The following is a 13195-nucleotide window of genomic DNA, read 5'->3' as shown; positions in this document are numbered from 1 at the left end:
ACGAACTCGACGACCCCTGGCGCGACCCGGCGGCCGCACCCCCCGCGCCTCCGGCCCCCGCGTCGCCTGCACCCAAACCGGCCGGCCCGCCGAACGCGGCGACGCCGAAGCCGCCGGGTCCCGTCGCGGGCGGCTGACCCCATGGCGGGACGGCGTTCGGCGGTGGGCTCTGGGGGCCGACGCAGATGACGGTGCAGCCGGACAGGCGCGACGGGGCCTGCTGTGGGGTCGGGGCCATCCACGGGAACATCGGCTGCTGACCGGGGCTCTGCGGCGAGGTGAGGTCGATCAGCGGCATGCGCGCCAGGGGGTCGTCCGACGGCAGACCGTTGATGTTCATCGGCAGGTTGGGGCCGAGTCCCTCGGCATGCTCCAGGTGCGCGTCGGCGAGCGGAGGCGGCGGGCCCGTCATCGGAGGCAGGTCGACCGGAACCACGCCGGTGGCGTACGCCGAGGCCCACCCGAGCACGTTCTGCGCGTACGCCATCGAGTTGTTGTAGCGCAGGATCGCGGCCATCACCTGCGACGGGTCGCGGAGGTTGAGGCCGCCGCTGCACAGGTACCGGGCCGCCGCCAGCGTGGAGTCGAACAGGTTCTGCGGATCGGCAACGCCGTCGCCTTTACCGTCGGACGCGTAGCGCGCCCAGGTGCCGGGCAGGAACTGCATCGGCCCCATCGCGCGGGCGTAGGTGGGGCGATTGCCGGTGCTGCTCTGGAGGATGATCTCGTTGCCCGGCAGCGTGCCGTCCAGCGCCGGTCCATAGATCGGGACGACCGCGGTGCCGCGGGCGTCAACCGCTCCTCCGCCCGCATGGCCCGACTCGATGCGCCCGATGCCGGCCAGCAGGTTCCAGCTGACCCCGCAGCCCGGCGCGGCCACGGCCATCTTCTGTTCGGCGTTGCGATAGGCCGCGAGCGCGATGCTCGGAATGCCAAGCGCGCCCGGCGCATTGACGATCATCGGCTTCGGGGGAGCCGACAAGGCCGGCTCGGCGACGTGGAACGCGTTCGGCGAGCGGTCGATGGACACGACGGCCGGCCCCGAGAGGTCGGGGAAGGCGGGGGAGACGGCGGCCACCGGCGCCACGTTCGCGTGCACCGGGGGGAGCTTCTCGGGGAGAGAGGGCGCGGCACCGCTTACGGCGCCCGCGAAAACCAGGGGAGTGATAGTGGCTACGCCGAAGGCGCGCGTGCGCGTCACCTGAAGAGCCCGTTGCCGCTCCGCCGCGGCGGCCGGGCGTGGACCCCGGCGTCCCCCAATGCGCACTCGACCGTCCTAGGTATGTGAGCTGGTCAACTGCTTCTCAGCCGTGAACTAGATCACCATACATAACTCTTGTGACCAGAGTGGCGCAATGGTCGGAACTGGTTCTCAACCCGATTTCTTAGTCGCGCGGTCCGCGCCGTCACCGCCCGGCGCGCCCCCGGAGTGCTCGGATTCGGGGTCCAAACCGGCCAGCAGCGAGCGCAGATCCTCGAGCTCGTGGCGCAGATACTCGCGGGTCACGACCTCGCCGACCGCGAGCCGGACCGCCGCGAGCTCGCGCGCCAGGAACTCGGTGTCGGCTTTGGTCTGGGAGGCGCGGTGGCGGTCCTGTTCGAGCGCGACGCGGTCCCGGTTTTCCTGACGATTCTGGGCGAGCAGAATCAGCGGCGCCGCGTAGGCGGCCTGCGTGGAGAAGGCCAGGTTGAGCAAGATGAACGGATACGGGTCCCAGCGCAGCCCCACGGCGAACAGGTTCACCGCGATCCACGCGAACACGATGATCGTCTGCACCAGCAGGTAGCGGCCGGTGCCGAAGAAACGGGCGATGGACTCGGTGATCTGGCCGACGGCCTCGGGGTCCAGGCGTGGCGAGTACCTGCGCGACGTCCGCGGGGTGTAGAGCCGGCGCGGGGCCGGGGACTTGCTCACGCGGATCCTCCCAGTTCTTCCAGCCGGCCGGCGGCGTCGAGCGCCTGCACATCCACGCGCCAGTCGTGCGGCAGCAGGTGATCGAGCAGATCGTCCACCGTCACCGCGCCCAACAGATGGTTCTGATCATCGAGTACCGGCCCGCACACCAGGTTGTACGCCGCCAGGTAGCGCGTCACCGCCCCCAGCGGCGTCTCCGGGGTCAGGGTGAGCAGGTCGTTGTCGACGATCCCGCCGACCAGCTCGGCCGGCGGTTCGCGAAGCAGCCGCTGCAGCTGCACGCAGCCCAAGTAGCGGCCGGTGGGGGTGGCCGTGGGCGGCCGCACCACGAACACCATGGACGACAGGGCCGGGGTGAGGTCCGGATCGCGGACCCGGGCCAACGCCTCGGCGACCGACGTGTCGGGCGTCAACACCACCGGATCGGAGGTCATCAGGCCGCCCGCGGTGTCCGGCGAGTGCGCCAGCAGCCGGCGCACCGGGGCCGAATCGTCGGGGTCCATCCGCGTCAGCAGCATCTCGGCGTCCGTCGGATTGAGCACGCCGAGCAGGTCGGCGGCGTCGTCGGGGTCCATCTCCTCGAGGACGTCGGCGGAGCGGTCGGTGCCCAGCTCGGACAGCACGTCGGCCTGGTCCAGCTCGGGCAGTTCCTGCAGGACGTCCGCCAGCCGGTCGTCGTCGAGCGCTTTGAGCACCTCGTAGCGCCGCTTGGGCGGCAGGCCGCGGATGGCGTCGGCGACGTCCACCGCCTTCCAGCCCTCGAACTGGCTCAGCAGCTGCGCCACCCCCTGGCCCGGCAGCGCCAGCGCCGACGGGCTCAGGCCCTGCACGTGGTACCAATCCACGACGTGCACGGGGCCACGCCGGCCGAGCCGCCGCTGGCTGCGGACGGCGACCCGGCTCACCATCCAGTCGCGGGTCCGCGTCTGTTCGATGCCCAGGTCCGTGATGACGACGTCCAGGCCGGCCAGCTCCGGAAGCGCGGGATCGTTGACCTTCACCTGGGTGTCGAGCACCTGGCCGATCGCCAGCACCTCGCCCGGGCGCTGCTCGAAGTGGCGCAGGGAGACGCTCCCGGTGTTCAGGGTGACGGCCTCCGGCTCGATCGCGGCGACCCGCAGCATCGGGATGAAGATGCTGCGCCGCGTCGCCAGGTCGACGACCAGACCCAGGACGCGGGGTTGCTGACGCACGATGCTGATGCCGATCACGACATCGCGGATCCGGCCGAAGGATTCGCCGAGCGGACCCAGCACCAACATCCGCGAGAGCCGGGCGATGTAAACCCTGTTGACCGATGCCATGGGGAAAGCCTAGGCAGCCGCCGTCGACGCGGTGGATGGCGGCGGTGGTGGATCGGCTACGGCGCAGCTGCTAACGCGAGTGCAGCGCGAACATGAAGACGATCAGGCTCACCACCAAGGTCGCGATGCCGATGACGATGCCGGCAACCGCGAGGCCGTAGCCGTCTTGCTGGGTGCGCTTGATTTCGTTCATCGCGACCACGCCCAGCACGATGGCGACGATCGAGCCGACGCAGCAACAGAACACGCCGGTGAACGACGAGATGAGCGACGCGATGGCGAGCTTGTTCGTCCCCGGTTTCAGTCCGCTCGGTGATCCGTAGCCGCCGAGGTAGTCCGGGGCCGGGTAATAGCCGCCCGGGTAGGGCGGCGGTCCGTAGCCTCCGGGCGGCCCACCGAATTGGGCCGGCCCGGCTTGGTACGGCGGCGCGCCATAACCGGACGGCTGGTCATATCCGGGCGGCGGCCCATAGCCCGGAGGCGGCGGGTATTGGGCCGCGTAACCGGGGTGGTATTCGGTGGGATAGCCCGGCGGCGGGTATGCCGGCGGCGGATATTCGGGCGCCGCCCCCGATGGCGGCGGTTCCCACGGCGGCTGCGGCGCGTCCGGGGCGTCGCCGCCGGCGGGGAACGGTTTGGCCTGGTCGTCGTGGGAGCGTTCGCCGAAGCCATCGCCGGGCGCTGTCATGCTGTTCAACCTAGCCGATGCGAAATCGGCGAATCGGGCGCGAATCGCCGCCGGCCGCCGGGCCGGGGGCGACCTGTTTTCGCAGGTTGGCGAGCGGTCGCTGGATAGGCTAAAAGGGCCCGAGATGTGCCGTTGGCCGTGGCGGAGGAGAATGAGCACCAATGACTAGTCCTTTCCAGCCCGGTCAAGTTCCCGGCGCCACCCCCCCGGGCGCGGCGGCGGGCCGCCGCGGCGTCCCCGGACTACCGACGCCGCCCAAGGGTTGGCCGGTCGGGTCGTATCCCACCTACGCCGAGGCGCAGCGCGCCGTCGACTATCTCTCCGAGCAGCAGTTCCCGGTTCAGCAGGTGATCATCGTCGGCGTCGACCTGATGCAGGTCGAACGCGTCACCGGCAGGCTGACGTGGCCCAAGGTCCTCGGCGGTGGTGTGCTGAGCGGCGCCTGGCTGGGTTTGTTCATCGGGTTGGTGCTCGGCTTCTTCAGCCCGAATCCGTGGGCGGCGCTGGCCACGGGTCTGGTCGCCGGGGTCTTCTTCGGGCTGATCACCTCCGCCGTGCCGTACGCGATGGCCCGCGGCACAAGGGATTTCAGCTCGACGATGCAATTGGTGGCCGGCCGCTACGACGTGCTCTGCGATCCGCAGAACGCGGAGAAGGCGCGGGACCTGTTGGCGCGCTTAGCGATTTGAGGCCGCGCGCGAGAGGTGTGAATCCAGTGGTGAATCGTCGTCGGCGCCTGCGACGGGCGGCCGCCATCGCGTTGGCGACGCTCACCCTCACCACGGCGGTGCCGGCGTGCGGGAACTCCGGCACCGGGGTGGTGATCACGTTTTTCACGCCGGCCACCGATTCGGCCGCCTTCACCGCCGTCGCCCAGGAGTGCACCAAGCAACTGGCAGGCCGGTTCGCCATCCAGCACGTGAGCCTGCCCAGGGGGCCGGGCGAGCAGCGGGTGCAGCTGGCGCGGCGGCTCAGCGCTCACGACCGCGGCCTGGATGTGATGGCGCTGGACGTGGTGTGGACCGCGGAGTTCGCCGAGGCGGGTTGGGCGCTGCCGCTGTCGGACGATCCCGAGGGGCGGGCCGACGCCGACGCCGGCGCTGACACCCTGCCGGGTCCGTTGGCAACGGCGCGTTGGAAGCACCGGCTGTATGCCGCACCCGTCGCCACCAATACCGAATTACTTTGGTACCGGCCAGATTTGGTGCACCAACCGCCGCCAGACTGGGATGCGATGGTGGCCGAGGCCGCACGGCTGCACGCCGAGGGGCAGCCCGCCTGGATAGCGGTGCAGGCGAACGAGGGCGAGGGTCTGGTGGTGTGGTTCAACACGCTGCTGGTCAGCGGCGGCGGTCAGGTGCTCTCCGAGGACGGCCGCCAGGTCACCTTGACCGACACCCCCGCGCACCGGGCCGCGACAGTCAACGCGTTGCGCATCCTGAGGGCGGTGGCCACCGCCCCCGGCGCCGATCCCTCGATCACCCGGACCGACGAGGGCACGGCGCGGCTCGCGGTCGAGCAGGGCAAGGCCGCACTGGAGGTCAACTGGCCCTACGTGCTGGCCTCCATGCTGGAAAACGCGGTGAAGGGCGGTGTCCCCTTCCTGCCGCTGAACGCCGATCCGGCGCTGGCCGGCAGCATCAACGACGTCGGGATGTTCGTGCCCAGCGACGAGCAGTTCCGCATCGCCTACGACGCCAGCCGGAAGGTCTTTGGTTTCGCGCCGTATCCCAGCGTGGCGCCGCCCCGGCCCGCCAAGGTGACGATCGGGGGGCTCAACCTGGCGGTGGCCAGCACCACCCGCCACCGCGCGGAGGCATTCGAGGCGGTGCGCTGCCTGCGCAGCCCGCAGAGCCAGAAGTACGTTTCGATGCAAGGCGGGCTGCCCGCGGTGCGGACGTCGTTGTACTCCGACCCGCAGTTCCAGGCCAAGTATCCGATGTACACGGTCATTCGCCGGCAGCTCACCGACGCCGCCGTCCGGCCGGCGACGCCGGTCTATCAGGCGTTGTCGCTGCGGCTGTCCGCCACGTTGAGCCCCGTCACACGGATCGACCCGGAGCGGACGGCCGACGAGCTCGCCGCGCAGGCGCAGAAGGCCATCGACGGCAAGGGGCTGTTACCGTGACCGCCACCGCCGTGCAGCCGCATGAGGCCGCCGTCGCCCCGCGGACCCGGAGCCGAAACCGGCTGTCGGAGCGGCGACTTGCCTTCGCGCTCGTCGCGCCCGCGGCCATGCTGATGCTGGCGGTGACCGCCTACCCGATCGGGTACGCGGTATGGCTGAGCCTGCAGCGCAACAACCTCGCCACCCCCAACGACACCGCGTTCGTCGGTTTGAGCAACTACCAAACCATCCTGACCGACCGGTATTGGTGGACCGCGCTTGCGGTAACCCTGGGCATCACAGCGGTTTCCGTGTCGCTCGAGTTCGTGTTGGGGCTGGCGCTGGCGTTGGTGATGCATCGCACCCTGGTCGGCAAGGGCCTGGTGCGTACCGCGGTGCTCATCCCGTACGGCATCGTCACCGTTGTCGCGTCCTACAGCTGGTACTACGCGTGGACGCCGGGCACCGGTTACCTGGCAAACCTGTTGCCGCACGGCAGCGCGCCGTTGACCCAGCAGATTCCGTCGCTGGGCATCGTCGTCCTCGCCGAGGTCTGGAAGACGACGCCGTTCATGTCGCTGCTGCTGTTGGCCGGCCTGGCGATGGTGCCCGAGGACCTGCTCAAGGCGGCCCAAGTCGACGGCGCCGGGCCGTGGCGGCGGCTGATGCGCGTCACCTTGCCCATCATCAAGCCGGCGGTCATTGTCGCGTTGCTGTTCCGTACGCTGGACGCTTTCCGCATCTTCGACAACATCTACGTGCTCACCGACGGCGCCAACAACACCGATTCGGTGTCAATCCTGGGCTACGACAACCTGTTCAAGGGATTCAATGTCGGACTGGGTTCGGCGATCAGCGTGCTGATCTTCGTCTGTGTGGGCATCATCGCGCTGGTTTACATCAAGGTGTTCGGCGCGGCCGCGCCCGGTGGTGACCTCGATGGCCGCTGACCAGGCATGGGCGCGGGGAGGCGCCCGGCGGGCGGCGGTCTGGGCCGTGGTAGACGCCGTGGTCGTGGTGTACGCACTTGTACCGGTGTTGTGGATCGTCAGCCTCTCGCTCAAGCCCACGTCAACGGTCAAGGACGGCAAGCTGTTTCCGTCGTCGGTGTCGTTCGAGAACTACCGCGGCATCTTCCGCGGCGACTTGTTCGGTGCGGCGTTGGTGAACTCGATCGGAATCGGTTTGACCACCACCGCGATCGCGGTGGTGCTCGGCGCGATGGCCGCCTACGCGATCGCGCGGCTCAGCTTCCCCGGCAAGCGCGTGCTGATCGGCGCGACCCTGCTGGTTACGATGTTCCCCGCCATCTCGCTGGTCACCCCGCTGTTCAACATCGAACGCTTCGTAGGGTTGTTCGACACCTGGCCGGGCTTGATCCTGCCCTACATCACATTCGCTCTGCCGCTTGCCATCTACACGTTGTCGGCGTTCTTCCGGGAGATTCCGTGGGACCTGGAAAAGGCGGCGAAAATGGACGGCGCCACACCGGCCCAGGCATTCCGCAAGGTGATCGCCCCGCTGGCCGCACCCGGGGTGGTGACCGCCGCCATCCTGGTGTTCATCTTCGCCTGGAACGACCTCCTGCTGGCGCTGTCGCTGACCGCCACCAAGGCGGCGATCACGGCGCCGGTGGCGATCGCGAACTTCGGTGGCAGTTCGCAATTCGAGGAGCCGACCGGATCGATCGCGGCCGGTGCGGTCGTGATCACGGTCCCGATCATCCTGTTTGTTCTAATCTTCCAACGACGAATCATCGCCGGGTTGACCTCTGGCGCGGTGAAGGGATAGCGCGATGGCCGAGATTGTGCTGGACCATGTCAGCAAGAGCTACCCCGACGGCGCCGTGGCGGTGCAAGACCTCAGCATCACCATCGCCGACGGCGAATTCCTCATCCTGGTGGGACCTTCGGGCTGCGGCAAGACGACGACGCTGAACATGATTGCCGGCCTCGAGGACATCTCCTCCGGGGAGCTGCGCATCGGCGGCGAGCGCGTGAACGAGAAGGCGCCCAGGGACCGCGACATCGCGATGGTCTTCCAGTCGTACGCGCTGTACCCGCACATGACCGTGCGGCAGAACATCGCGTTCCCCCTGACGCTGGCCAAGATGAAGAAGGCGGAGATCGCCCAGAAGGTGGCGGAGACCGCCAAAACCCTTGACCTGACCGAACTGCTGGACCGTAAGCCGGCCCAACTGTCGGGCGGGCAGCGACAGCGGGTCGCGATGGGCCGGGCGATCGTGCGCCACCCCAAGGCCTTCTTGATGGACGAGCCGCTGTCGAACCTGGACGCCAAGCTGCGCGTCCAGATGCGCGGCGAGATAGCCCGCCTGCAGAAACGGCTGGGCACCACCACCGTGTATGTCACCCATGATCAGACCGAGGCGATGACGCTGGGCGACCGGGTGGTGGTGATGCACGGCGGCGTCGCGCAGCAGATCGGCACCCCGGACGAGCTATACGAACACCCGGCCAACCTGTTCGTCGCGGGGTTCATCGGTTCACCGGCGATGAACTTCTTCCCGGCCACCTTGACCGGCATCGGGCTGAAACTGCCGTTCGGGGAAGTGATGCTGGCCCCCGAAGTCCAACAGCTGATCTCGCGGCACCCGGCGCCGGAGAACGTCATCGTCGGGGTGCGGCCCGAGCATCTGCACGACGCGGCGTTGATCGACGGATACCAGCGGATCAGGGCGCTCACCTTCGAGGTGAAGGTCGACTTGGTCGAGTCGTTGGGCGCCGACAAGTTCGTGTACTTCTCCACGGCGGGGTGGACGGCGCACTCCGCGCAATTGGACGAGCTGGCCGCCCAGGGTGAGGCGCACGAAAACCAGTTCGTGGCAAGAGTTCCCGCGGAATCCAAGGCGGCGATCGGGCGGTCGATCGAGTTGGCGTTCGACACCACGAAGTTGGCCGTCTTCGACGCAGGCTCGGGGGCGAACCTCACCGTTGCGCCTTCTGAGGAGCAGTGACCCCGATTCTGGACCAGGTGCGAACGCACCTGCGTCGCCACTTCGCCGACAGCGAACCCGATTCGGCGAGCGTGACTTTCCTGGGCGCCGAACCCATCGAGGTGTTGCGTTTCCGCGGCGGCGACGGGTTGGTGCAGTACGTGTCGCTGGGCTGTTCGCGCTACCCGATGACCGACCCCAAGCAGCTCGTCGACGACCAGACGCGGGGCCCCCGCGCCGAGGTCGTCCTGCGCCTGCGTGATCCGGGACCCGTCACCGGCATCGCCCGCAGCCTGGCGGTGCTGGCCGCAACGCCGGCCGTCGAGGGTCTGGTGCTCACGGCCGACGCGTTGGTCGACCTCGGCACGCCGCTGTGGGCGCGGGCCGCCGGACGGGTACCGTTCACCGCGGTGTTGTTGGGCCCCAGCGACATCGAAGATCTGCCGCTGGAACCGCCGCGCGATCCGGTGCAATTCCTCTCGGCGACGCCCATCACGGCGACCGAGGCGGCCTGGGTGCGGCTCAAGGGCGCCGACGCCATGCGACAGGCCTGGCAGAACGACGGCGTCGACGTGCTGAACCCGAATCGCCCTGCCGCACAACCGCGTTGAACGGTCACGAACTCGCCGCCCTGGAACGCACCTTAGAGCGCAGAGCAAACGCGGCTAGAGCCAGTTGTTGCGCCGGAACTGGAAGTACAGCGCCAGACAGGCCAGTGTCATCGCGGCCATGATTCCCGGGTAACCCCACGTCCAGTTCAACTCGGGCATGAAGTGGAAGTTCATCCCGTAGATGGCGGCGACCATGGTGGGCACCGCCAAGATGCCGGCCCAGGCTGCCATCTTGCGCATGTCGTTGTTCTGCTGCATCCCGACCCGGGCCAGCGCCGCCTGGATCAGCGAGTTGAGCATGTCGTCGTAGCTCGAGATCTGGTCTGCGGCCTGCGATTGATGGTCGGAGACGTCTCGCAGGTAACGCCGCACCTCTTTGGAAATGAGGTCCTTGTTCTCCACCTGAATGCGGTGGAATGCCACGGACAGCGGGCTGACGCAGCGGCGCAGTTCGACGACCTCGCGCTTGAGCAGATAGATCGGTTCGACGTCGATCTTGCTGCCCGGCGCGAACGCCACCTCCTCGATGCTGTCGATGTCGGATTCGATCAGGCTGCTCACCTGGAGGTAGTGGTCCACCACGTCGTCGGCGATGGCGTGCATTACCGCGAACGGGCCCAGCCGCAGCTGCTCGGGATCGGCGTCCATCCGCTTGCGCACCTCGGAGAGGCCGCCGTGCTCCCCGTGGCGCACGGTGATCACGAAGTCCTTGCCGACGAAAACCATGATCTCGCCGGTCTCGACGATCTGCCGGGCGGCCACCACCGACTCGTGCGGGACGTAGGTGACCGTCTTGAGGACGAAGAACACCGTGTCGTCGTAGCGCTCCAGCTTGGGCCGCTGGTGCGCACAGACGGCGTCCTCGACGGCCAGCGGGTGCATCCCGAAAAGGTCCGCGACTTCCTGCATCTCGGCGAGGTCCGGCTCGCGCAGGCCGACCCAGACGAACGCGTCGTGCCCGAGCATTTCGATCTGGCGCACTTTGTCGCGCGCGGCGTCATAGCTGAATTTCCCGGGCAGCCGGTGGCCGTCGGCGTACACGGCGCAGTCGACCAACGTCTCGTTCGGGGAGCGCGGCTGCGGCTCGGGTTGCGGGGGGCGCGGTTCCTGCGCGAGCGGTCGAAGCGCCTCGGGCAATGCGTCAAAACCCTGGAACACATCCACCTCCGATCGCAGCGCAGGTCTGACCAGGCGGTGCTCCATGGTACGCGTCCCGGCTTGCCGAAGGGCGACGATCCGTTTGCGCGGAAAACGGTCGGGTATTGGACCGGAGATTGGCAGCCCGCAACGGTGCGCTAGTTTCGTGCCGAGACCCGAACAGCATGACTACCTCCACAAGGAGCATTTCGACGTGAGCGCAAGTCCACTCAAGGTTGCCGTCACCGGCGCCGCCGGCCAGATCGGCTACAGCCTGTTGTTCCGCCTGGCGAGCGGTTCGCTGCTGGGCCCCGACCGCCCGATCGAGCTGCGTCTGCTCGAGATCGAGCCGGCGCTCAAGGCGCTCGAGGGCGTCGTGATGGAGCTCGACGACTGCGCGTTCCCGCTGCTGGCCGGGGTCGAAATCGGTGCGGACGCGAACAAGATCTTCGACGGTGTGAACCTGGCGCTGCTGGTCGGCGCGCGGCCGCGGGGCCCGGGCATGGAGCGCAGCGACCTGCTGGAGGCCAACGGCGCGATCTTCACCGCGCAGGGCAAGGCGCTGAACTCCGTCGCCGCCGACGACGTTCGGATCGGCGTGACCGGTAACCCGGCCAACACCAACGCGCTGATCGCGCTGAGCAACGCCCCCGACATCCCCAAGGAGCGGTTCTCCGCCCTGACCCGCCTGGACCACAACCGGGCCATCTCGCAGCTGGCCAAGAAGACCGGCGCCAAGGTCACCGACATCAAGAAGATGACGATCTGGGGCAACCACTCCGCCACCCAGTACCCCGACATCTTCCACGCCGAGGTCGGTGGCAAGAACGCCGCCGAGGTGGTCAACGACCAGAACTGGATCGAGAACGACTTCATCCCGACGGTCGCCAAGCGCGGTGCCGCGATCATCGACGCGCGCGGCGCCTCCTCGGCCGCCTCGGCCGCGTCGGCGACCATCGACGCCGCCCGCTCGTGGCTGCTGGGCAGTCCCGAGGGTGACTGGGTGTCGATGGCGGTCTTCTCCGACGGCTCCTACGGCGTGCCCGAAGGCATCGTCTCGTCGTTCCCGGTGACCACCAAGGACGGCGACTGGTCGATCGTGCAGGGGCTCGACATCGACGACTTCTCCCGCGGTCGCATCGACAAGTCGACCGCCGAGCTGGTCGACGAGCGCAACGCGGTGACCGAGCTCGGTTTGATCTGATCCCACCGCCGAAATCCTTCCCGAAAGGATTAGGTCTACTAATCGGTAGTCAGTACCCTGGGGCGCGTGTCCGAGTTGATTGAATCGATACAGACGCGCGCCGAGCACGGCGCGATCACCGACGCGGAGATCTTCCAGGCACACGTAGGCGGCAAGCTGTCCGTAGGCCCGACGGCGCCGCTGGACACCCAGCGCGCGTTGTCCATCGCCTATACCCCGGGCGTGGCGCAGGTCAGTCGCGCGATAGCCGCCGATCCCAGCCAGGCCGCCCGGTACACGTGGGCGAGCCGGCTCGTCGCCGTCGTCAGCGACGGCAGCGCGGTGCTGGGCCTCGGCGACATCGGACCCGCGGCGTCGCTGCCGGTGATGGAGGGCAAGTGCGCCCTGTTCCAGGCCTACGGCGGGCTGAACGCGATCCCCATCGTGCTGGACACCAAGGATCCCGACGAGATCGTGGAAACCCTGGTGCGACTGCGCCCCACGTTCGGCGCCGTCAACTTGGAGGACATCTCGGCGCCACGCTGCTTCGAGATCGAACGGCGAGTGATCGAGGCGCTGGACTGTCCGGTGATGCACGACGACCAGCACGGCACGGCGATCGTCGCATTGGCGGCGCTCATGGGCGCCACCAAGCTGCTCGGTCGGGATATGACGTCGTTGCGGGTGGTGGTCTCCGGCGCCGGGGCAGCGGGCATCGCGTGCACGAATCTGCTTCTGGCGATGGGTGTTTCGGATATCACCGTGCTCGACTCGCGCGGGATTCTGCACACCGGGCGCGACGACATGAACAGCGTCAAGAGCTTGCTGGCGCAGCGGACGAACCCGGACGGTCTCACCGGCAGCATGGCGGAAGCCCTGCGCGGCGCCGACGTGTTTCTCGGCGTGTCCGGGGGCGTGGTGCCCGAGGAGATGATCGCCACGATGGCGCCGAGCGCGATCGTCTTCGCGCTGTCCAACCCCGATCCGGAGATCCACCCGCAGATCGCGGCCAGGTACGCCGCCGTGGTGGCCACGGGGCGCAGCGACTTCCCCAACCAGATCAACAACGTGCTGGCCTTCCCCGGTGTATTCCGCGGGGCGCTGGATGCCGGCGCGCGCAGGATCACCGAAAAGATGATGGTGGCCGCGGCCGAGGCGATCTTCTCGGTCGTCAGCGATGACCTGGCTTTCGACCGGATCGTCCCCAGCCCGCTGGACCTGCGCGTCGGGCACGCGGTCGCCACGGCGGTCGCGCTGGCCGCAGATCCCGCAGACATCGCGGGGTGAGAACCGGCTG

Annotated in this window: 13 protein-coding genes; 8 read left to right on the top strand and 5 right to left on the bottom strand. The window is 68.4% G+C overall.

Annotation, left to right across the window (positions count from 1 at the left end; genetic code table 11):
• The 4 genes from A5691_RS19720 to A5691_RS19705 all read right to left on the bottom strand — a co-directional run.
• Nucleotides 1–1267 (bottom strand): lytic transglycosylase domain-containing protein (locus A5691_RS19720; protein WP_082950423.1); only part of this gene is annotated, 1267 nt, incomplete at its 3' end.
• A 105-nt stretch (nt 1268–1372) separates the two neighbouring features.
• Complete coding sequence (locus A5691_RS19715; protein ID WP_067784063.1) at nt 1373–1915, bottom strand: DUF1003 domain-containing protein; 543 nt, start codon at nt 1913–1915, stop codon at nt 1373–1375.
• Nucleotides 1912–3219 carry a magnesium transporter MgtE N-terminal domain-containing protein gene (locus A5691_RS19710; protein ID WP_067784064.1) on the bottom strand — a complete coding sequence of 436 codons (1308 nt, stop codon included), beginning with the start codon at nt 3217–3219 and terminating at the stop codon, nt 1912–1914. The genes A5691_RS19715 and A5691_RS19710 overlap by 4 nt, the downstream gene beginning before the upstream one ends.
• Before the next feature lie 70 nt (nt 3220–3289).
• Nucleotides 3290–3907, bottom strand: coding sequence for a DUF4190 domain-containing protein (locus A5691_RS19705; RefSeq protein WP_067757924.1), 618 nt, complete (start codon nt 3905–3907; stop codon nt 3290–3292).
• Between the two features lie 161 nt (nt 3908–4068).
• Between A5691_RS19705 and A5691_RS19700 the strand changes: the two genes are divergently transcribed.
• From A5691_RS19700 to A5691_RS19675, 6 genes are all read left to right on the top strand, one after another.
• The gene (locus A5691_RS19700) at nt 4069–4596 is read left to right on the top strand and encodes a general stress protein (RefSeq protein ID WP_067757921.1); all 528 of its coding nucleotides are present in this window, start codon (nt 4069–4071) and stop codon (nt 4594–4596) included.
• 26 nt (nt 4597–4622) lie between these two features.
• Entirely contained in the window at nt 4623–6035 is a 1413-nt protein-coding gene (locus A5691_RS19695; RefSeq protein WP_067784065.1) for an extracellular solute-binding protein, read from the top strand.
• Nucleotides 6036–6142: 107 nt separating this feature from the next.
• Nucleotides 6143–6964, top strand: coding sequence for a carbohydrate ABC transporter permease (locus A5691_RS19690; RefSeq protein ID WP_231968770.1), 822 nt, complete (start codon nt 6143–6145; stop codon nt 6962–6964).
• Nucleotides 6954–7805: a carbohydrate ABC transporter permease gene (locus A5691_RS19685; protein WP_067784067.1), complete on the top strand. Its 852-nt coding sequence runs from the start codon at nt 6954–6956 to the stop codon at nt 7803–7805. Before A5691_RS19690 ends, A5691_RS19685 begins: the two co-directional genes overlap by 11 nt.
• Before the next feature lie 4 nt (nt 7806–7809).
• Nucleotides 7810–8988, top strand: coding sequence for an ABC transporter ATP-binding protein (locus tag A5691_RS19680; protein WP_067757915.1), 1179 nt, complete (start codon nt 7810–7812; stop codon nt 8986–8988).
• Nucleotides 8985–9578: a suppressor of fused domain protein gene (locus tag A5691_RS19675; RefSeq protein WP_068017424.1), complete on the top strand. Its 594-nt coding sequence runs from the start codon at nt 8985–8987 to the stop codon at nt 9576–9578. Before A5691_RS19680 ends, A5691_RS19675 begins: the two co-directional genes overlap by 4 nt.
• Nucleotides 9579–9632: 54 nt before the next feature.
• Here the strand turns inward: A5691_RS19675 and corA are convergent, their stop codons facing one another.
• A complete protein-coding gene (gene corA, locus A5691_RS19670) occupies nt 9633–10736 on the bottom strand; it encodes a magnesium/cobalt transporter CorA (protein WP_067757938.1) in 1104 nt (367 codons plus the stop codon).
• A gap of 193 nt (nt 10737–10929) precedes the next feature.
• Between corA and A5691_RS19665 the strand changes: the two genes are divergently transcribed.
• Together A5691_RS19665 and A5691_RS19660 are read left to right on the top strand one after the other, a co-directional pair.
• Nucleotides 10930–11919 carry a malate dehydrogenase gene (locus A5691_RS19665; protein WP_067784078.1) on the top strand — a complete coding sequence of 330 codons (990 nt, stop codon included), beginning with the start codon at nt 10930–10932 and terminating at the stop codon, nt 11917–11919.
• A gap of 66 nt (nt 11920–11985) precedes the next feature.
• Complete coding sequence (locus A5691_RS19660) at nt 11986–13185, top strand: NADP-dependent malic enzyme (RefSeq protein WP_067757909.1); 1200 nt, start codon at nt 11986–11988, stop codon at nt 13183–13185.
• Nucleotides 13186–13195: the final 10 nt, after the last annotated feature.

The sequence above is a fragment of the Mycobacterium sp. E183 genome (genome assembly GCF_001667735.1).
Classification (GTDB): domain Bacteria; phylum Actinomycetota; class Actinomycetes; order Mycobacteriales; family Mycobacteriaceae; genus Mycobacterium.
This window is presented reverse-complemented; position numbering and strand designations above follow the sequence as displayed.

What these genes read in the sequence shown, in the direction of transcription:
- A5691_RS19705 (WP_067757924.1), bottom strand. Translation starts at nt 3,907, where the DNA reads ATGACAGCGCCCGGCGATGGCTTCGGCGAACGCTCCCACGACGACCAG.
- A5691_RS19680 (WP_067757915.1), top strand. Translation starts at nt 7,810, where the DNA reads ATGGCCGAGATTGTGCTGGACCATGTCAGCAAGAGCTACCCCGACGGC.
- A5691_RS19710 (WP_067784064.1), bottom strand. Translation starts at nt 3,219, where the DNA reads ATGGCATCGGTCAACAGGGTTTACATCGCCCGGCTCTCGCGGATGTTG.
- A5691_RS19700 (WP_067757921.1), top strand. Translation starts at nt 4,069, where the DNA reads ATGACTAGTCCTTTCCAGCCCGGTCAAGTTCCCGGCGCCACCCCCCCG.
- A5691_RS19690 (WP_231968770.1), top strand. Translation starts at nt 6,143, where the DNA reads ATGCTGATGCTGGCGGTGACCGCCTACCCGATCGGGTACGCGGTATGG.
- A5691_RS19685 (WP_067784067.1), top strand. Translation starts at nt 6,954, where the DNA reads ATGGCCGCTGACCAGGCATGGGCGCGGGGAGGCGCCCGGCGGGCGGCG.